The organism is Pseudomonas sp. C9 (assembly GCF_002000165.1).
Taxonomy (GTDB): domain Bacteria; phylum Pseudomonadota; class Gammaproteobacteria; order Pseudomonadales; family Pseudomonadaceae; genus Aquipseudomonas.
Genome location: NZ_MPAK01000001.1, coordinates 4,292,504 through 4,312,426 on the forward strand (window position 1 = coordinate 4,292,504; position 19,923 = coordinate 4,312,426).

General features: G+C 57.4%; 12 protein-coding genes. 6 read left to right on the forward strand and 6 right to left on the reverse strand.

Annotated elements, in window-relative coordinates; genetic code table 11:
* Nucleotides 1-35 precede the first annotated feature (35 nt).
* Together BMS17_RS20070 and BMS17_RS20075 are read left to right on the forward strand one after the other, a co-directional pair.
* On the forward strand, nucleotides 36-638 hold the full coding sequence (locus BMS17_RS20070; protein WP_175649043.1) for a DsbA family protein: 603 nt from the start codon (nucleotides 36-38) through the stop codon (nucleotides 636-638).
* Nucleotides 631-2,448 carry an ABC transporter ATP-binding protein gene (locus BMS17_RS20075; RefSeq protein WP_077431575.1) on the forward strand — a complete coding sequence of 606 codons (1,818 nt, stop codon included), beginning with the start codon at nucleotides 631-633 and terminating at the stop codon, nucleotides 2,446-2,448. Before BMS17_RS20070 ends, BMS17_RS20075 begins: the two co-directional genes overlap by 8 nt.
* A gap of 1 nt (nucleotide 2,449) precedes the next feature.
* Here BMS17_RS20075 and BMS17_RS20080 read toward each other — a convergent pair whose 3' ends face one another.
* Nucleotides 2,450-7,003, reverse strand: coding sequence for a hypothetical protein (locus BMS17_RS20080; RefSeq protein WP_077431576.1), 4,554 nt, complete (start codon nucleotides 7,001-7,003; stop codon nucleotides 2,450-2,452).
* A gap of 353 nt (nucleotides 7,004-7,356) precedes the next feature.
* Between BMS17_RS20080 and BMS17_RS20085 the strand changes: the two genes are divergently transcribed.
* Nucleotides 7,357-9,816, forward strand: coding sequence for an EAL domain-containing protein (locus BMS17_RS20085; RefSeq protein ID WP_077431577.1), 2,460 nt, complete (start codon nucleotides 7,357-7,359; stop codon nucleotides 9,814-9,816).
* Nucleotides 9,817-9,894: 78 nt separating this feature from the next.
* Entirely contained in the window at nucleotides 9,895-10,656 is a 762-nt protein-coding gene (locus tag BMS17_RS20090; RefSeq protein WP_263295453.1) for an iron-containing redox enzyme family protein, read from the forward strand.
* Nucleotides 10,657-10,719: 63 nt separating this feature from the next.
* Here BMS17_RS20090 and BMS17_RS20095 read toward each other — a convergent pair whose 3' ends face one another.
* From BMS17_RS20095 to BMS17_RS20115, 5 genes are all read right to left on the reverse strand, one after another.
* Complete coding sequence (locus tag BMS17_RS20095; RefSeq protein ID WP_046031743.1) at nucleotides 10,720-11,646, reverse strand: GGDEF domain-containing protein; 927 nt, start codon at nucleotides 11,644-11,646, stop codon at nucleotides 10,720-10,722.
* A 376-nt stretch (nucleotides 11,647-12,022) separates the two neighbouring features.
* Nucleotides 12,023-12,763, reverse strand: coding sequence for a YciK family oxidoreductase (locus BMS17_RS20100; RefSeq protein WP_046031744.1), 741 nt, complete (start codon nucleotides 12,761-12,763; stop codon nucleotides 12,023-12,025).
* Nucleotides 12,764-12,838: 75 nt separating this feature from the next.
* Complete coding sequence (mupP, locus tag BMS17_RS20105; protein WP_046031745.1) at nucleotides 12,839-13,510, reverse strand: N-acetylmuramic acid 6-phosphate phosphatase MupP; 672 nt, start codon at nucleotides 13,508-13,510, stop codon at nucleotides 12,839-12,841.
* A gap of 4 nt (nucleotides 13,511-13,514) precedes the next feature.
* Nucleotides 13,515-14,213 (reverse strand): bifunctional 2-polyprenyl-6-hydroxyphenol methylase/3-demethylubiquinol 3-O-methyltransferase UbiG, encoded by a 699-nt coding sequence (gene ubiG / locus BMS17_RS20110; protein WP_046031746.1) that lies wholly within the window; start codon nucleotides 14,211-14,213, stop codon nucleotides 13,515-13,517.
* Nucleotides 14,214-14,270: 57 nt separating this feature from the next.
* Nucleotides 14,271-15,605, reverse strand: coding sequence for a TRZ/ATZ family hydrolase (locus BMS17_RS20115; RefSeq protein ID WP_077431578.1), 1,335 nt, complete (start codon nucleotides 15,603-15,605; stop codon nucleotides 14,271-14,273).
* Between the two features lie 108 nt (nucleotides 15,606-15,713).
* On the opposite strand from BMS17_RS20115, the gene mtnA reads away from it, so the two are divergent.
* Nucleotides 15,714-16,790, forward strand: coding sequence for an S-methyl-5-thioribose-1-phosphate isomerase (gene mtnA, locus BMS17_RS20120; RefSeq protein ID WP_077431579.1), 1,077 nt, complete (start codon nucleotides 15,714-15,716; stop codon nucleotides 16,788-16,790).
* Nucleotides 16,791-17,203: 413 nt separating this feature from the next.
* Nucleotides 17,204-19,867, forward strand: coding sequence for a DNA gyrase subunit A (gyrA, locus tag BMS17_RS20125; RefSeq protein WP_046031749.1), 2,664 nt, complete (start codon nucleotides 17,204-17,206; stop codon nucleotides 19,865-19,867).
* The last annotated feature ends 56 nt before the right edge of the window (nucleotides 19,868-19,923 follow it).

The window sequence follows — 19,923 nt, forward strand, 5'->3', positions numbered from 1 at the left end:
TGTCAGCGCGCCGCCTGCTCTATGTGATGGATCCGATGTGTTCTTGGTGCTGGGGCTTTGCGCCAGTGGCTAACGCCTTGGTCGCGCAAGCACAGGCGGCGGGCGTCGACGTGCATTTGATCGTCGGTGGTTTGCGCACCGGCAGCGGGGCGGCGCTGGAGCCCACCACCCGGCGCTACATTCTTGAACATTGGCAAGCGGTCACCGAGGCCACCGGCCAACCGTTCAAGCTTGAGGGGGCGCTGCCCGACGGTTTTGTCTACGACACCGAGCCCGCGTGTCGGGCTCTGGTAACTGCGCGCAGCCTGGCGCCGGATTGCGCGTGGAAGCTGCTGGGCCTGATTCAGCACGCGTTCTACGCCGAAGGTCGCGACGTCACCCGCGCCAGCGTGCTGGTCGAACTCGCCGAGCAGGCCGGTTTGCCGCGCATTGAGTTTGCCGCCGCGTTCGACCGTGCCGATATGCACGCCGCCACGGCGGCCGACTTCACCTGGGTCCAGGACTTGGGCATCGCCGGTTTCCCAACCTTGCTGGCTGAGCGTAATGGTCAATTGGCGTTGCTGACCAACGGGTATCAGCCTCTGAGTGAACTGTCCCCGTTGCTCGGCCGCTGGCTGGAGCGTGCTGCCTGTGCATGATGTGCCCGATGACGTCCCGGCGCCCAAGCCTGTCGATCGATTGAGCTGGGCCGAAATCCGCCGACTGGCCTTGCACCATAAAAAATCCCTGTGGATCGCCAACGGCGTCGCCGTGCTGGCGACCTTGTGCAGCGTGCCGATTCCATTGCTGCTGCCGTTGCTGGTGGACGAAGTATTGCTGGGGCACGGTGACGCCGCGCTGAAGGTCATGAACCACGCCCTGCCCGAAGGCTGGCAGAAAGCGGCGGGCTACATTGGCCTGATGTTGCTCGTGACCTTGGTGTTGCGCTGCGGGGCCTTGTTGTTCAACGTCGTGCAGGCAAAGTTGTTCGCGGCGCTGGCCAAGGACATCGTCTATCGCATTCGCACCCGGCTGATCGAGCGGCTCAAGCGAATTTCCCTGGGCGAATACGAAAGCCTGGGCAGCGGCACCGTGACCACGCACCTGGTCACCGACCTGGACACGCTGGACAAATTCGTCGGCGAAACCCTCAGTCGTTTCCTCGTGGCGATGCTGACCCTGGTGGGTACCGCGAGCATTCTGATCTGGATGCACTGGAAGCTGGCGCTGCTGATCATGCTGTTCAACCCGTTGGTGATCTATGCCACGGTGCAGTTGGGCAAGCGGGTCAAACACCTGAAAAAACTCGAAAACGACAGCACCTCGCGCTTCACCCAGGCACTGACCGAAACCCTCGATTCAATTCAGGAAGTACGCGCCGGTAACCGCCAGGGGTTCTTCCTCGGGCGCCTTGGCCTGCGAGCCCGGGAGGTGCGCGATTACGCGGTGAACTCTCAGTGGAAAACCGATGCTTCGAACCGCGCCAGCGGCCTGTTGTTCCAGTTTGGCATCGATATTTTCCGTGCCGCGGCCATGCTCACCGTGCTGTTTTCCGACCTGTCCATCGGCCAGATGCTGGCGGTGTTCAGCTACCTGTGGTTCATGATCGGTCCGGTGGAACAACTGCTGAACTTGCAGTACGCCTATTACGCCGCCAGCGGCGCGTTGTCGCGGATTAACGAACTGCTGTCCCGGGCCGATGAGCCGCAGTACCCGGGTGGCGTCGACCCGTTTCAGGGCCGTGACACCGTGGGCATTGAAGTCCAGGGCCTGAGTTTCGGTTATGGCGACGAGTTGGTGTTGAACAAGATGGACCTGTCCATCGCCCCCGGGGAAAAAGTCGCCATCGTCGGTGCCAGTGGCGGCGGTAAAAGCACCTTGGTGCAGTTGCTGCTGGGTTTATACACGCCGCTGGCCGGGACCATTCGCTTCGGTGGTTCGACCCAGCAAGAGATCGGCCTGGAAACGGTCCGCGAAAACGTCGCTGTCGTCCTGCAACACCCCGCGCTGTTTAACGACACCATTCGCGCCAACCTGACGATGGGCCGTGAGCGCAGTGACGAAGCCTGCTGGCAAGCGCTGGAAATTGCGCAATTGCAGCACACGGTTCGAGAATTGCCTGACGGCCTCGACAGCATCGTCGGACGCTCCGGTGTGCGTTTGTCCGGCGGCCAGCGCCAACGCCTGGCGATTGCGCGGATGGTACTGGCCGATCCCAAAGTGGTGATCCTCGACGAGGCCACTTCCGCACTGGATGCTGCCACTGAATACAACCTGCACCAGGCGCTGGCACGGTTCCTGAGCAACCGCACCACGCTAATCATCGCGCACCGCTTGTCGGCGGTGAAACAGGCCGACCGGGTACTGGTGTTCGATGGCGGGCAGATTGCCGAGGATGGCGACCATCAGCAGTTGATTGCCGATGGTGGTTTGTACGCCAAGCTTTATGGGCATTTGCAGCAGTTGTAGCTTAGCGCCAAAGGACGTTAAGGGCGTTTTCCCCGCCGTCGTAACCGAACTCCTTCATCACCACTGAGCACGATGTGCAGGGCGGCATGGTGGTGGCGATGTTCACCGATTTGATTGCTTTTGGATCAGGGTATTTCTCGCGAATCACTCTGATCAATTTACTTTCGCTGTCCAGGGAAGTTGGCGCGCTGGTCAATGCTGGATGATAGGTTCCAATGTCTTTGATGGTGGGCGGCACAGCGAGTATTTTTCCGGTGTCAGTCACTTCCAGAGCGGTGCGCGGGAACTGCTGATTGATGTCGATATTGAAATAAGTTGTTGTGCCGACGTTGACCCGATCCGCGCCTAGATTATTCCTGAACAAGGGAAGATGTCCCGTCGCCCCTTGCGCTCCCGAAACACTCACGTAGATCTCCCGGTTTCCGGTGCTAGTGGTGACTTCGGCATAGGCGATATTCCTCGGATTGTAAGAGCGCTGATGACGAGGGATCAGTGCATGGAGCTTTCTCATCGTCTCGTCGATCCTCAAAGAGCTGGTCGTATTCTTCAGATTGATGGTTGGCTCAAGAAACAATGTATCGAAAATTTCTACTGTTCTTTGACGAAAGGCCTCGGGCGCTTCCTTGCTACGGGACCAGGTTGTTGCACCCTCTGGTAGTCGGGTGACAATCATTCGGGTCGAGTGATCAAACATCAATGCCTCACCCGGGCTTGTATCAACCTTCAACCATTTCATGTAGTTCGCAGGCGTGGCGGTCGTTCCAATGGGGATGGCGATTTTATCCATAGTCTTCATCGCGCGTTCAAGTGCAGGGAGGCCGTGGATACGTGCGATATTGTTAGCGTTCAGGGAGCCTGTGTACACGCGCAGCAGTTCTTCGCCGACAGTGCCATCGGCCAGTTCACCCTTCAACATCCGTTTCAGTGTCAGCGGCTCACGCAGACTTTGCTCTTTTGACAACGTCGCAACGTAGTACTTGTCTGTGTTGAATCGGCTGAAAACGTAGGTCGTCGATTCATCGGCGGACTGCACGATAATGGCGCCGACCTTATGCGAATCGGTAGCGCCTTCATAGGTTCCCCCGACCATGATGCGTCCGTAGATTCCTTTCTGAAACTCCAGTGCTGCCGGGATGGTTTTTTTAGGAACTGGCCATGACTTGGTGAAGCCCAGTGTTGTCAGGTCTGCGTCGAACTTCTTCAGTGTGTCTCCCGCCCCTTGATAGACGGCGCCGTCAATGACCAGGAAAGGCTCAGCGTGGCCGCCCCTGGCACCCGGTGTAGATATCCGGTCGCCGAACCAGGGGGCGTAGTCTTTTGTTTCATCGAATGAGCCAACGGCAGGGGTGGCAAAGGGGTCTCCGTTGACGTAGCTGACAGGACAGGTGGTCTCCCCTGGCGCACGACGCAGGCGACAGGGAACCAGCTTCCGCGCAAGGCTGTCGTCAATCAAACCGATGCGTCGCAGTTTGTCGCGATCGAGCCGATAAGGCACATCGTCGAAGAAAAAGGTCGTTCGGCCATCGACCTCAAGTATCTCCTGCACTCGAGTATCTTCCGGGATTTTAACCAGTAGGGAGTCGCCGCTCTTTCCAATGGGCGGATACAACGATGGCCCAATAGACAGTGCGTTTTCAGAAGTTGTCAGAGGATGTCCGTAGGGTTTGGCAGAAACAGGATCGATCAGATAGTGGACTGGTTTGGTCGTTGATCCGATATTGCGTACAGGGACATCGTCGAGTCCGCGAAAGGTCGCCAATTGATCGCTCTGTGTGAGGGGGCGCCAGCGGCCTGGATCATTGACCTGAGGCAAGCCTTCGATGAAGTTGTACGTGTTTGCTCTACCGAGTGCAGGCTTCAAGCTGTTGTAAGACTTTTTGGCTGCGAATTTAACGCCTGCATACAAACCTCTCAGAGTTCCGCGTGAGAGCCGTAGTGCCAGCGTCGGAAGGCCATAGAAAGGAATTGCGTTTTGTACGGATGAAATAAGCAGTTTTTCAGCCAGTGCGCCAAATCGCGGAAGTGCAGCGCGTACACCCGAGCGGACTGCAATGGAGGCCAGCTTCACTGAGCCCGATACGAATTTCCCCAAGGGAAGCGCGAACGAGACCGCATCCACAATCAAACCAAAAATGGCCCATACCCTTTTTTTCGGGTCGCCTGAAAGCAGGTCCTCTATGCCTCCCCAAAACGGTATGAATCCTTTGACGGAGACCAGCCAATGAGGGCGCGCGGCGATACGCTCAATCTCGGTTTCGCCCTTGGCCGAAGCATGAAGCAGTTTTTCGTCATGGTAAAAAAAGTGGTCGGCAATGTAGTTTGAAAGTTCCGTTGCTCGGGAACTCGTTACGCTTGGGCGCGCCGATTGCTCATTCTCGATGCCAATGGAAGGGGCGGTAAATGTTTTACCAAACTGATCAATAATTGCCTCACACGCTGCATCTTTCTTTGGAAAACTACCGGCTTCATGAGCTTGCCAATCAAACGGCACTCTTGTTTTATGGCGAAAAGAAACGGCTTTAAAGTTAACGAGGGGCACTGGGGTTAGCTGGGAGCTTACTGTTCCGCCAAGCATGGATAATAAAAAATCCGTACGCAGTCTAATAATTCCTGCACGTGGTAAACATTCGTAATAGGCAACCCGGTTCTTGTAAGAGATCTGCAAAATAAAGCCCATTCGAAGCCGAAGCGGTAGCGTGATGGCGGGTGTCTCGTCTTCTAGCTCTATCTCGTTGGTGGATTTTCTCAAGGTGTAGATCTTTACCTCGCCCAACTCTATGGCTTGGCGTTCATCATGGGGGAGTGATGTCAGCAGGCTTTTCAGCAGTGTTTGATACGCGCTTTTACTCAAATCGAGATAGCTTTTGAATTCCGCCTCAAATAACTGCGTCGCATCTGGCAGGGGTTTTCGCTTCAGTGCGGCAGGAAAACTGGGATCATTGGAGTTAATTGTACGGTCTGTGTTGAGGCTGATTCGATACGCGCTTTTGCGTGTTCCATCCTGCTGGGTGATGTGCCAGCTTCTGTTCAGCCTCCCTGACATGTAGACGTCTTGAAAGGTGTAGATTTTGTCCCGTAGCGGTGGTGTTCGTAAAAACCCACCTGCTTCACTGGATTCGAAGTCTTCAATTAACTTTCGCCCGTCAGAGATGAACGGAAAGTGGGTTCGGTTGCCAAAGACTTCTCTGAATCCTACAGGCGTCCAGCGTAAAGAGTCCCTGAAATACGTCCTCATCTCCCTCTCGGCGATAGAAGATCTTTTTGGGTAGTCGACGTCCAGTTGAATGATCGCTTTTCTCAAGGCGTCGGTGTGTTCGTCGAGTGACTTGATAGATTGAGTTTTTTCCTCAAGTGAGTAATCCGCGTCGGTTCTCTCAGTAACAACACCATTGGTAATCGCCCATTCGAGAGTTGCAGGCATTCTGCACAGGGTGATGAGTTCCAGCTCTTGTGGACTGGCTTGCATAGACTGCCGAAGCGGCAAATCCACCAATTGCTGGAAGCTCATGCGCTGGATCAAGTCCGGCTCCATGGCTTCAGCGAGCGTGACTCCGTGAACGAAATTGACCCAGACGACGGAGCTTCTATAGGGCAGGCCGGGCGGGATGTCGCAGACTTGAAACTCTGTTGGAAATTCGGTTTGGAACAAGCGAGCGAGCAAGATGGCCTCAACCATTGAGGACGCTCGTTTGCTGTCGAATAGATGCTGCTCGAATTCAGCCCAGATGTTCTGGTAACTCTTTCCCCAGTTTGAGCGCTGTTGCCAAGGGTACCCGGAAATGTTTTCTGGCTTGTCGTTCCTTGATGCATTTGTCCAGAGCCGAATGGCTTTACTGATCAATTTGATTCGTACCCCTGCAGAGGCATCCTCACCCGGTTTTCCGCCGTACCAGTTCAATCCTTCCAGCAATAAACTCCCTAGTCGCTGGGACTCCGCAGAGCGCAGAATTTTTTCGAGAAAAACCATAGGCGTCGCGCGAACTTGCTCGATGGTCGGGCGAGGGGAGGTGTTTTTTTCGAAGTGGCTAAAGAGTGAAGTTTGTGATTCGGGGAGGAATCGCTTAACGATGTCGATAATGTCCCGATCCGTCAGTTGAGCGATCAGGCTATCGAGGGTCATGCCATCTTTCGGTGAGGCCTTCTGGATGGTTGCCAGGAGCTTAAGGTCTTTTTTGTCTGGGGTGCGATTGATCGCTTCGATATCAACACCACTGTCCAGTTGCAGCGAGTAGCGGGCGCGCTTTTCTTCCAGGGTGTGAATCGTCGCACGATGTTCAGCGGCGTTTCCCGGATCCCAGGGGGAAATGCCGTAATGGTTGATCATTTGTACAAGCTTGAGGGTGCCTGGTTCTTTATCTTGGGCGCGGAGGAGGGAAGTAGATTGGAGAACTATGAAGGTTTCCAGGTCTTTTGATGAGAAATCGGGCTTTCTCAGAGCGGCGATAAGTGTGTCGTAGTCGGACAACACTTCTTGGTACTCCATGGCCGCGGAGAATGGTAGATGTTGTTCTTCTGATAAGTCACTCGGTGATGTTGTAGGTAACGGCATGTTCATGGGTGTCTCTCTATTATTGGCTGGACTCCTGTAAGGCGATGTTCAAGTTGTAAGCGCTTACAGAAAGACGAGCAGTTTTACGCCGGCAAAAAATAATAGTGAGGTACATATGTATCGCTCCAGATTCTTGGCATGAGGCCCCGACGAGAGCGGTTCATAGGTCGATATCCAGAGTGACTGTATTGGTTTGCGTGCATTGGCTTTTTAGTGTTTGAGAATGCGTCCACATGCCTCTGAGGGAGCACGGAGGGTGAAATGTCGACTCTGGCTTGCCTGTAGGGGCAACGCACCCTAGTCTTGGAGGAGCGATCACATTGGGATGATGATCTGGTAGTGCTAAAACAAGGGACCTCATGAATCAAACCCGGACTCTCGGAACGCCGCGGCTATTGGGCATTGTCTGGCCATTTATTGCCGTCGTGCTGTTTCAGGCCCTGTTGGGTGGCGTCAGCCTTTACGTTCTGTCGGCAGTGCGCGGCTATGTGGCCGGTGAAAGTTTGTGGTCGAAGGGGCAAAAAGACGCCATCTATTACCTCAACCTTTACGCGGACAGTCGCGACGAGGCAATTTTTCTCAAATACCAGAAAGCCATTGCTGTACCTCAGGGTGGCCACGAGTTGCGCCTGGCGCTGGACCACCAGCCACCTGATATCGAAGCCGCGCGAGTGGCGATCCTCAAGGGCGGCAACCACCCGGACGACGTTTCCAGTCTGATCTGGCTCTACCTCAACTTTCGGCACTTCAGTTACCTTGAAAAAGCCATCGACCGCTGGACGGTGGGGGACGCGTACCTGCTGCAGCTCGATGACGTTGCGCAAGAGATGCACCGGCGCGTGGCCGACAGTCAGGTCACATCTGCCGATATCAAACGCTGGAGAGACCAGATACTCGCCATCAACGATGCCGTGACGCCAGCCGCCAAAGCGTTCAGCGACGCATTGGGCGAGGGCTCTCGCTTGATTCTCCGGTTATTGCTGGTGACCAACCTCGCCACGGCGCTGGGCCTGATTGCCCTTGCGTTGCTGCGTACGCACAAGTTGCTCAAGCAGCGCCATGAGTTCGCCGAGGCGCTGCAACTGGAGAAAGACCGGGCTCAGATCACCTTGCAATCGATCGGCGACGGGGTGATCACCACGGATGTCGAAGGCGCTATCGCCTACATGAACCCCGCCGCCGAGGCCCTGACCCACTGGAAAGCCGAACAGGCGACGGGTTTGCCTCTGGCGGCGCTGTTCAACTTGCTGGACGAAAACGCCCAGGCTGACGGGTTCACCCTGATCGAACATATTCTGAGTGGTCAACTCAGTGGGGGCAGCGAACATTCCAAACTGATTCAGCGGCTCGATGGCAGCACGGTGTCGGTGACGCTGGTCGGTTCGCCGATTCGCAATGCGGGCAAGGTCAGCGGCACCGTTCTGGTGTTGCACGACATGACGCAGGAGCGCCAATACATTGCCAATCTGTCCTGGCAGGCGACACATGACGCCTTGACCGGGCTCGCCAACCGGCGTGAGTTCGAGTTCCGACTGGAGCAGGCACTGCACAACCTGACACGGCATTCCGGGCGCCATGCCCTGATGTTTCTCGATCTGGATCAATTCAAACTGGTCAACGACACCTGCGGCCACGCGGCGGGCGATGAGTTGCTGCGGCATATTTGTGCCTTGTTGCAATCCGGTTTGCGTGAAGGAGACACCCTGGCTCGGCTGGGGGGCGATGAGTTCGGTATCTTGCTGGAAAACTGCGCACCGGAGGCGGCCGAGAAGATTGCCGAAAGTTTGCGTCAGACCGTACAGAACCTGCATTTTGTCTGGAAGGGGCGACCCTTTGTCACCACGGTGAGTATCGGGCTGGTGCATGTCGCGCAACCGCCTACAACCCTGGAGGCTTCCTTGCGCGCCGCGGATATGGCGTGTTACATGGCCAAGGAAAAAGGGCGCAATCGGGTTCAGGTCTATCACGCCGATGACTCGGAACTGTCACTGCGTTTTGGCGAGATGGCGTGGGTGCAGCGCCTGCACATGGCGCTGGAAGAGAACCGGTTTTGCCTGTACTCCCAGGAAATCGCGCCGTTGGGGCATACCGAGCGCGGTGGCGGGCATATCGAGATTCTGTTGCGCCTGCATGATGAAGCCGGTCGTATGATCCTGCCGGACAGTTTTATTCCGGCGGCGGAGCGTTATGGACTGATGACCGCTCTCGATCGCTGGGTGGTGGAGAATGTCTTTAAGATCATTGCCCAATGCAAAGCCGAAGAGCGCAAGGGGCCGTACGCGATGTGTGCGATTAATCTGTCAGGCACAACTATCGGAGATGAGGCGTTTCTGGACTTCCTGCGTGAACAGTTTGTTAATTATTCAATTCCGCCTGAAATGATTTGTTTTGAAATCACTGAAACAAGTGCAATTTCCAATTTAGGCAGTGCAATTAGATTTATCAATGAACTCAAAGGTTTAGGCTGTCACTTCTCGTTAGATGACTTTTGTGCCGGAATGTCCTCGTTCGCTTACTTGAAACATTTGCCTGTAGACTTCCTGAAGATCGATGGGAGTTTCGTAAAGGATATGTTGGACGACCCGATTAACCGCGCCATGGTCGAAGTGATCAACCACATCGGCCATGTCATGGGTAAGCGCACGATTGCCGAGTTTGTAGAGTCACCCCAGATTGAACAGGCATTGCTGGAGATCGGGGTCGATTTCGCTCAAGGGTATGTGATTGAACGCCCGCATCTGTTTACCTGCGATAGTTTGCAAAGTCGTCCTGCCAGGCCCCAGCCTCTGTTGTTCAAGGCCCCGGGCACGTTCCGTTGAAATCTCTTGTTGATCCGAACAATCACAATCAAAAGGAGCCCGACAGTGATCGACACATTCAACCGAACCGGACCACTCATGGAAGCTGCAAGTTATCCCGCCTGGGCGCAACAGCTCATCAAGGATTGCAGCGAGAGTAAGCGCCGGGTTGTCGAACACGAGCTGTATCAACGCATGCGAGACAACAAGCTCAGTGCAAAAACCATGCGCCAGTACCTTATCGGTGGCTGGCCGGTGGTTGAACAGTTCGCGTTATACATGGCACAAAACCTGACCAAGACCCGCTTTGCCCGCCATCCAGGTGAAGACATGGCGCGTCGTTGGCTGATGCGCAATATTCGCGTCGAGCTGAACCACGCCGATTACTGGGTGCATTGGAGCAGGGCTCATGGTGTCAGCCTGGAGGATCTGCAAGCGCAACAAGTCGCTCCCGAACTTCATGCCCTGAGCCATTGGTGCTGGCACACCAGTTCAGCAGACTCGTTGATCGTCGCCATCGCGGCCACCAACTACGCGATTGAGGGTGCCACTGGGGAGTGGTCGGCGCTGGTGTGCTCCAGTGGCATCTACGCCGCAGCGTTCCCTGAAGAAGATCGCAAACGGGCCATGAAGTGGTTGAAGATGCACGCTCAGTACGACGACGCGCATCCATGGGAAGCGCTGGAAATCATCTGCACCCTGGCGGGCATGAACCCGAGCGCATCCCTGCAAGTGGAATTGCGCCAGGCCGTCTGCAAGAGCTACGACTACATGCATCTGTTTCTGGAGCGCTGCATGCAACTGGAACATTCAGAAAAAGCTGCGGTGGTGCGTGAGCGCATGGCGTTGGCGGAAAGTTGATCTGACGGTTGTGCACAAAAAAGGGGAGCCGATTGGCTCCCCTTTTTTTGAGTTTTCAAAGGCTTAACCCGCCATCGCCAAACGGTTACGTCCTTCGCGCTTGGCGACATACAACGCACTGTCGGCGCGCCGCAACAGGCTTTCGGCAGACTCACCTGGCAACAGGGTCGAGCATCCAAGGCTGACGGTCAGTTCAACGGCATTACCATCCGCCTGATAGTCCTGGGACTGGGCCGCAATCCGCAGTCGCTCGCCGACCATGGCTGCTGCTTCCCGAGTGGTGTTGGACAACAGGATCAGGAACTCTTCGCCCCCAAACCGAAACACCATGTCGACATTGCGCAGCTGGTTTTTGATTGCGCCGGCGACTGTCTTGAGCACTTCATCGCCAGCATTGTGACCGTAGCTGTCGTTGACGTTTTTGAAATGATCGATGTCCAGCATCAGCAACGACAAAGGCATCAAGTGGCGCCGCGACATCTCGATTTCGCGCTCGAGGGTCTGGTCCATGGCAATGCGGTTGCCGGTATCGGTCAAGGGGTCGCGTAATGCACTTTGGGTCGCCGCCCGGTACAGCAAGGCGTTGCGTATCGGAAAGAGCAGTGCGGACAGCAGCGACTCCAGGTTGCCCTGATCAAGTTCACTGAAACGTTGATTACGACGGAATACCAAGTCACCAAGGGGCTCGCCTTCATGGCTGAGGCTGTAACTGACCGAGTGATGGCCGCGCTGGCCAAACTCCAGGCGCAGGTCACTGGCCTGATGCTCGTATTTCAAGGCATCCAGCGGCACCAGGCGCTGAACTTCGCGAAAGAAAAGTCCGAGTATCCGTTGGGGCTCAAGACTGGTTTGCAGCTGCTGGCCCAGTTGCTGACGCAATTGCGCAAGGCTGACGGGCCGCTCCAGAAGGGGTGGCTGCTGACCAAGTCCCAGGCGTTGCAATTTCGCGCTATCGAAGTCAATTGCGTTGGTCTGGGGAGGTGATTTCATATGGCGTGAGCCCCTAAAGCAGTAAGACTGTCTTACAGGCTGGGTGAGAGCGGCTTTGGGCTGCGCGTCGTACTGGTCCATCAGTCCCGTAGGACATTTGGCGCAAGTTTAGTCTGCTTTGCCGAAGATTAGTAACCTATCGACTCAGACATCCCCCCGACTGCTTTCACACTGCGTGTTTGAGCAACGTTAGATCGAAAGTCGTGCCATTCGGTTCATTCAGATAAAAGGCTATTAAATTCAGCAGGTTGAACTTTGCAGGGAAGACGGCTGGCAAAGTGGGTGGCGGTTGTTTGACAGCTGAGGGAGTGTTTACGACGGGCTTTAAGTGCCGCGACGGGAAGTCGGCGCGGCACGTAAAAGCGACGTGTGGTTATTACTGCGCGTTAAAAGCCTGACCATTGATGCCGGTACTGTCCGGGCCCATCAAGTAGAGATAGACCGGCATGATCTCCTCCGGGGTCGGATTGTTCAGCGGGTTTTCCCCCGGATAGGCCTGGGCTCGCATGCTGGTGCGCGTGGCGCCCGGGTTGATGCTGTTGGAGCGAACGGGGGCCACGGTGTCTACTTCGTCCGCCAGGGTTTGCATCAAGCCTTCGGTGGCAAACTTGGACACGCCATAAGCGCCCCAATAGGCGCGCCCCTTACGGCCGACGCTGCTGGAGGTGAACACCACCGAGGCGTCCTGCGACAGCTTGAGCAGTGGCAGCAGGGTGCTGGTGAGCATGAACATGGCGTTGACGTTGACTTGCATGACCCGCATGAAGTTTTCGCCGGACAGCTGTTCGAGCGGCGTGCGCGGACCAATGATCGATGCGTTGTGCAGCAAGCCGTCGAGATGGCCGAATTCGGTCTCGATCATCGCCGCCAGTTCATCGTACTGGTGGGGCAGGGCGGTTTCCAGGTTGAACGGGATCACCGCTGGCTGTGGGTGCCCGGCCGCTTCGATTTCGTCATAAACCTGCGTCAGGTTCGCTTCGGTCTTGCCCAGCAACAATACGGTGGCGCCATGGGCTGCGTAGGTTTTCGCAGCGGCCGCGCCGATGCCACGGCCTGCACCGGTAATCAGAATGACCCGGTCCTTGAGCAATTCGGGGCGGGCGGAATAATCAAACATAAGAAACCTCTACGAGAGTTAGATCGTTCCCACGCTCCGCGTGGGAATGCAGCCAGTGACGCTCTGCGTCGTCGCTCAGCAGCCACACAGCGCGCTATCGAGCACCTTGCGCAACTCCAGCGGATGATCGACCACTACATCCGCACCCCAATGCCGCGGGTTATCGTCCGGATGAATGTAGCCATAGGTCACGGCGGCCGTCTTGGTGCCGGCGTCGCGCCCCGACTCGATATCACGCAGGTCATCGCCGACAAACAACACGCTGGCCGGGTCCAGATCGAGCATCTTGCACGCGAGAATCAGCGGCTCCGGGTCGGGCTTGCTGTTCTTCACGTGATCCGGGCAGATCAGCAGCGCGGAACGCTCGGCCAGCCCCAGCTGTTGCATGATCGGCTCGGCGAAACGCAGCGGCTTGTTAGTGACCACGCCCCAGATCAGGTTGCTCTTCTCGATGTCGGCCAGTAATTCGCCCATTCCGTCGAAGAGCTTGCTGTGAACCGCACAACCGGCGAGATAGCGCTCCAGGAATTCCAGTCGCAGCTCTTCAAAGCCTGGTGATTCCGGGTCCATCGAAAAGGTCACGGCGACCATCGCCTTGGCGCCACCGGATATCTCGTCACGAATGTGCTTGTCATTCATGGGGGGCAAGCCACGGTCGGCGCGCATTGCCTGGCAGATGGCAATAAAGTCCGGCGCGGTGTCGAGCAGCGTGCCGTCCATGTCAAAAAGGACTGCTCTGATACGCATCGGCTTACTCCTCGCGCAGGGTCTGGATCATGTAGTTGACGTCCACGTCGGCCGCCAGTTTGTAGTGTTTGGTCAGCGGGTTGTAGGTCAGGCCGATGATGTCTTTGACGGTCAGGCCGGCCATTCGACTCCAGGCGCCGAGCTCGGAAGGGCGGATGAACTTCTTGAAATCATGGGTGCCGCGCGGCAGCAGTTTCATGATGTATTCCGCGCCGACGATAGCGAACATATACGCCTTCGGGTTGCGGTTGATGGTGGAGAAGAACACTTGGCCGCCGGGCTTGACCATGCGGAAGCAGGCGCGGATGACCGAAGAAGGATCGGGCACGTGCTCGAGCATTTCCAGGCACGTGACGACGTCGAACTGCTCGGGCATTTCTTCGGCGAGGCCTTCGGCGGTGATCTGGCGGTATTCGACGTTCACGCCCGATTCCAGCTGATGCAGCTGGGCGACCGCGAGCGGTGCTTCGCCCATGTCGATACCCATGACGGTGGCACCGCGCTGGGCCATGGCCTCGCTCAGGATGCCGCCGCCGCAACCGACGTCCAGCACCTTCTTGCCGGCCAGGTTGACCCGCTCGTCAATCCAGTTGACCCGCAGCGGGTTGATGTCGTGAAGCGGCTTGAACTCGCTTTCACGGTCCCACCAGCGATGGGCCAGGGCTTCGAATTTGGCGATTTCGGCGTAGTCGACGTTGCTCATGATTCAGTCCTCTAAAACTTGAAAAATCCTGTTGCCCCGGTTTTCGGTCCGGGGATCTTACGATTCGGTACGGCCACTGATGCGCTGGCCCCAGGCTTTGGCGGTGGCACAAAGCTGTTCTTCATCCAGGCGGGTCAGGCGTCGGTCATCGAGCAGTTGCTTGCCAGCGACCCACAGGTGTTTCACGCAATCGCGGCCGGTGGCGTAGATCAGTTGCGAAACCGGGTCGTAGACCGGTTGTTGCGCCAGGCCTGACAGGTCGAAGGCAACGATATCTGCCGCTTTGCCGACTTCCAGTGAGCCGGTTTCAGACTCGATGCCCAGCGCGCGAGCGCCATTGAGCGTGGCCATGCGCAAGGCACGATGAGCATCCAGCGCAGTGGCGGAGCCGGCAACGGCCTTGGCCAGCAAGGCAGCGGTGCGGGTTTCGCCCAGCAGGTCGAGATCGTTGTTGCTGGCGGCGCCATCGGTGCCCACGGCCACATTGACGCCCGCCTGCCACAACCGCTCGACCGGGCAAAAACCACTGGCCAGCTTGAGGTTGGACTCCGGGCAATGAATCACACTGGTGTTGCTTTCTACCAGCATCACCAGGTCTTCATCGCTGATCTGGGTCATGTGAACGGCCTGGAAGCGTGGCCCGAGCAAGCCCAGGCGCCCGAGTCGGGCCAAAGGACGTTCACCACGCTGCTCGAGGGACTGCTGCACTTCGAAAGCCGTCTCATGGACATGCATATGGATCGAGGCGTCCAGCTCTTCGGCAATCACCCGGATTTTTTCCAGATTGTCATCGCCCACGGTGTAGGGGGCATGGGGCCCGAAGGTGACTTTGATGCGCTCGTGATGCTTGAGATCGCCAAACAACTCCACGCCCTGACGAATGGCTTCGTCCGCCGTGCTGGCGCCCGGGATCGGGAAATCGAGAATCGGAATGGCGATTTGCGCGCGTATACCGCTGTTATGCACGCGCTCGCTGGCAACCTTCGGGAAGAAATACATGTCAGAGAAGCAGGTGATGCCACCTTTGATCTGTTCGGCGATGGCCAGGTCCGTGCCGTCACGTACAAACGCTTCATCGACCCATTTGGCTTCTGCGGGCCAAATGTGGTTCTCCAGCCAGGTCATCAGCGGCAGATCATCGGCCAGGCCACGAAACAGCGTCATGGCGGCGTGGCCGTGGGCATTGATCAGGCCGGGGCTGAGTAGCACGTCTGGCAACTCGCGTACTTCAGTTGCGTTAAGCTTCAGCGCAGCCGAGCGTGGGCCGATAAACACGATGCGTCCGTCACGGATGCCCAGGCCATGCTCTTTGAGGACAACGCCAGCGGGTTCGACGGGTACCAGCCAGGTCGGCAGCAATAACAGGTCGAGCGCAGCGGCTGTGTTCGGCATCGAAGATCGGTTCCAGTGCTTTTGTAAAGGATGGCGAAGTATACCCGAGCGTCTTCGCGGGGGGATCGCTATAATCGGCGGCTTTTGTGCTTGAGTGCGGGGTGTGGGATGCGCGATCGACTGTTGGCTGCGGAGAAAGTGAAGGCCATCGATTGGCGTGATGGTGCCCTGTACCTGCTGGATCAGCGTATTTTGCCCTTCGAAGAGACCTGGATTGCCTACACCAGCGCAGCCGGTGTGGCCGAGGCCATTCGTTCGATGGTGGTGCGCGGTGCGCCGGCGATCGGTATCAGTGCGGCCTATGCCATGGTGCTTTCCGCCCGCGCCCGAATTGCCGAGGGCGGTGACTGGCAGGCCTCGTGGGAAGAGGATTACGCGTTGCTGGCCGATTCCCGTCCAACGGCGGTGAATCTGTTCTGGGCCTTGAGTCGCATGCGTGACCGCCTGGATCGCCTCAAGGAAGATGCTGATCCGCTGGCGGCACTGGAGGCGGAGGCTATCGCCATTCACGAAAGTGATCGCGAAGCTAACCTGACCATGGCCCAACTGGGTGTGGACCTGATCCGCAAACATCAGGGCAATGCCCAGGCAATCCTGACCCATTGCAATACCGGCGCACTGGCCACCGGCGGCTTCGGCACTGCTCTGGGTGTCATTCGCGGCGCTTTTATTGAAGGCATGGTCGAGCGCGTTTACGCCGATGAAACCCGTCCGTGGCTGCAAGGTTCGCGTCTGACGGCGTGGGAGCTGGCCAACGAGGGGATTCCCGTGACCCTGAATGCCGATTCAGCCGCCGCGCACATCATGAAAACCAAAGGCGTGACCTGGGTGATCGTCGGCGCCGACCGGATCACCGCCAATGGCGATGTCGCGAACAAGATCGGCACCTATCAGTTGGCGGTCACCGCCATGCACCACGGCGTGCGCTTCATGGTGGTGGCGCCGAGCTCGACCATCGACATGAACCTGGCCAGTGGTGATGAAATTCCTATCGAGGAACGTGACGGTCGCGAGTTGCTGGAAGTCGGCGGCAAGCGGGTCGGGGCGGACGTCGATGCGTTCAATCCGGTGTTCGACGTCACCCCGGCGGACCTGATTGATGCGATCGTTACTGAAAAAGGCATCGTCGAGCGTCCGGATACCGCGAAGATGGCGCAGTTGATGTGCCGCAAGCGCCTGCATTGACGCTTTGTGTTGTCGGATAAATTGCTGTCGCGAGCAAGCTTTGCTCCCACAGGTTTCACGTTCCTGTAGGAGCAAGGCTTGCCCGCGATGAACGATTACTCGGTCTACCCCCGCATTTCGCCTGCAAATCCGGACTTGGGATAGCTCTGAGCCTCTCTCGTCTCCTTCAAGCCTGTCATCGGTCAACTAACTATGCTCCATGCGCATCTGGGGGATAGGTGCGTGGCGGCTCTTGTGATAACATCCGGCGTTTTCCGAGGCTGCCCCACGGGGTTGTCTTTACTGCGCAAATCCAGGGTTCAACTTGTTGATTTGTCGTAAGTCGGTGTATGGCACTCAGCCTGCAGCGGCGAGCTTCGTTCGTCCCATATGGATGTGACGAAGTTTCACCAGAAAAAGGAATCGAGCTTCTCATGGGCGAACTGGCCAAAGAAATCCTCCCGGTCAATATCGAAGACGAGCTGAAGCAGTCCTACCTCGACTACGCAATGAGCGTAATTGTCGGGCGGGCCTTGCCGGATGCGCGCGATGGCTTGAAGCCCGTGCACCGGCGTGTGCTGTTCGCGATGAGCGAGCTGGGCAACGACTTCAACAAGCCGTACAAGAAATCTGCCCGTGTTGTCGGCGACGTTATCGGTAAGTATCACCCGCACGGTGATACCGCGGTATACGACACGATCGTCCGGATGGCGCAGCCATTCTCGCTGCGCTACCTGCTGGTAGACGGTCAAGGCAACTTCGGTTCGGTGGACGGCGACAATGCCGCGGCCATGCGATACACCGAAGTGCGCATGACCAAGCTGGCGCACGAGCTGCTGGCTGACCTGCACAAGGAAACCGTGGACTGGGTGCCGAACTACGACGGCACCGAAATGATCCCGGCGGTCATGCCGACCCGTATTCCCAACCTGCTCGTCAACGGCTCCAGCGGTATCGCCGTGGGCATGGCGACCAACATTCCGCCGCACAACCTCGGTGAAGTCATCGACGGTTGCCTGGCACTCATCGACAACCCCGAGTTGACCATTGATGAGCTGATGCAATACATCCCTGGTCCGGACTTCCCGACGGCCGCGATCATCAACGGTCGCGCCGGCATCATCGAAGCCTATCGCACCGGCCGTGGCCGCATTTATATGCGCGCCCGCTCGACGATCGAAGACATCGACAAGGTCGGTGGCCGCCAGCAGATCGTCATCACCGAACTCCCTTACCAGCTCAACAAGGCGCGTCTGATCGAGAAGATCGCCGAGCTGGTGAAAGAGAAGAAACTTGAAGGCATCACCGAACTGCGCGACGAGTCCGACAAGGACGGTATGCGCGTCGTGATCGAGTTGCGCCGTGGCGAAGTGCCTGAGGTGATCCTCAACAATCTCTACGCCCAGACTCAGTTGCAAGCGGTTTTCGGTATCAACATTGTTGCGCTGATCGACGGCCGTCCGCGGATCCTGAACCTCAAGGACCTGCTGGAAGCCTTCGTTCGTCACCGTCGCGAAGTCGTTACCCGCCGTACCGTGTTCGAACTGCGTAAAGCCCGCGAACGTGGTCACATTCTGGAAGGTCAAGCGGTTGCCCTGTCGAACATCGACCCGGTCATCGCCCTGATCAAGGCCTCGCCAACGCCGTCGGAAGCCAAGGAAGCGCTGATCAGCACTGCCTGGGAATCCTCCGCCGTAGTGGCGATGGTCGAGCGTGCCGGTGCCGACTCTTGCCGTCCAGAGACCCTGGACCCGCAATACGGTCTGCGCGAAGGCAAGTACTTCCTGTCGCCAGAGCAGGCGCAAGCCATTCTGGAACTGCGTCTGCACCGCCTGACCGGTCTGGAACACGAAAAGCTGCTGGCCGAGTATCAAGAGATCCTCAACCAGATCGGCGAGCTGATCCGCATCCTCAGCAGCGCCACGCGCCTGATGGAAGTGATCCGCGAAGAGCTGGAAGTGATTCGCGCCGAATACGGCGATGTGCGCCGCACCGAGATTCTCGATGCCCGTCTCGACCTGACCCTGGGTGACATGATCCCGGAAGAAGAGCGCGTCGTGACCATTTCCCACGGTGGCTATGCCAAGACCCAGCCTTTGGCTGCGTACCAGGCTCAGCGTCGTGGCGGTAAAGGCAAGTCGGCGACTGGCGTCAAGGATGAGGACTACATCGCTCACCTGCTGGTCGCCAACAGCCACACCACGCTGCTGCTGTTCTCCAGCAAGGGCAAGGTGTACTGGCTGAAAACCTATGAAATTCCGGAAGCGTCCCGCGCTGCCCGTGGTCGTCCGCTGGTCAACCTGCTGCCGCTGGACAGTGATGAATACATCACCACCATGCTGCCGGTCGAGGAGTACACAGAAGGTCATTTCATCTTCATGGCCACTGCCAAAGGCACCGTGAAGAAGACCCCGCTGGAATCCTTCAGCCGTCAACGCAGCGTAGGTCTGATCGCGCTGGAGCTGGACGAAGGTGACGTGCTGATCTCTGCCGCGATTACCGATGGCGAGCGCGAAGTCATGCTGTTCTCCGACGGTGGCAAGGTCACTCGCTTCAAGGAAACCGACGTTCGCGCCATGGGCCGTACCGCTCGCGGTGTTCGCGGCATGCGCCTGCCGGAAGGTCAGAAGCTGATTTCCATGCTGATCCCGGAAGAAGGCAGCCAGATCCTCACCGCTTCGGCGCGTGGTTTCGGCAAGCGTACGGCGATCACCGAGTTCCCTGAGTACAAGCGTGGCGGCCAGGGCGTTATCGCCATGGTCAGCAACGACCGTAACGGTCGTCTGGTCGGTGCAGTCCAGGTGCTCGACGGCGAGGAAATCATGTTGATTTCCGACCAGGGTACCTTGGTTCGTACCCGTGTCGACGAAGTCTCCAGCCTGGGTCGAAACACCCAGGGCGTGACCCTCATCAAGCTGGCCAGCGATGAAACGCTGGTCGGTCTGGAGCGGGTTCAGGAGCCGTCGGAAGTCGAAGGTGAAGAACTGGAAGGTGAAGAGGGTGTTGAGCTGGAAGGAACCGTAATCGGTGCCGAACCGGACGATGCTGTCGACAACCTGCAGGCGGACGCCGCAGACGAAGAAGAGCCGCAAGACTAACCAAAATCGTAGCAGGGCAGAGTGTTTGCTCTGTCCGCTACCGTGATTGCATAGCG

Excerpts from the sequence above, each read along its gene's own strand:
- BMS17_RS20070 (WP_175649043.1), top strand. The coding sequence starts at position 36 with ATGTGTTCTTGGTGCTGGGGCTTTGCGCCAGTGGCTAACGCCTTGGTC.
- BMS17_RS20080 (WP_077431576.1), bottom strand. The coding sequence starts at position 7,003 with ATGAACATGCCGTTACCTACAACATCACCGAGTGACTTATCAGAAGAA.
- BMS17_RS20085 (WP_077431577.1), top strand. The coding sequence starts at position 7,357 with ATGAATCAAACCCGGACTCTCGGAACGCCGCGGCTATTGGGCATTGTC.
- BMS17_RS20090 (WP_263295453.1), top strand. The coding sequence starts at position 9,895 with ATGGAAGCTGCAAGTTATCCCGCCTGGGCGCAACAGCTCATCAAGGAT.
- BMS17_RS20095 (WP_046031743.1), bottom strand. The coding sequence starts at position 11,646 with ATGAAATCACCTCCCCAGACCAACGCAATTGACTTCGATAGCGCGAAA.
- BMS17_RS20100 (WP_046031744.1), bottom strand. The coding sequence starts at position 12,763 with ATGTTTGATTATTCCGCCCGCCCCGAATTGCTCAAGGACCGGGTCATT.
- mupP (WP_046031745.1), bottom strand. The coding sequence starts at position 13,510 with ATGCGTATCAGAGCAGTCCTTTTTGACATGGACGGCACGCTGCTCGAC.
- ubiG (WP_046031746.1), bottom strand. The coding sequence starts at position 14,213 with ATGAGCAACGTCGACTACGCCGAAATCGCCAAATTCGAAGCCCTGGCC.
- BMS17_RS20115 (WP_077431578.1), bottom strand. The coding sequence starts at position 15,605 with ATGCCGAACACAGCCGCTGCGCTCGACCTGTTATTGCTGCCGACCTGG.
- mtnA (WP_077431579.1), top strand. The coding sequence starts at position 15,714 with ATGCGCGATCGACTGTTGGCTGCGGAGAAAGTGAAGGCCATCGATTGG.
- gyrA (WP_046031749.1), top strand. The coding sequence starts at position 17,204 with ATGGGCGAACTGGCCAAAGAAATCCTCCCGGTCAATATCGAAGACGAG.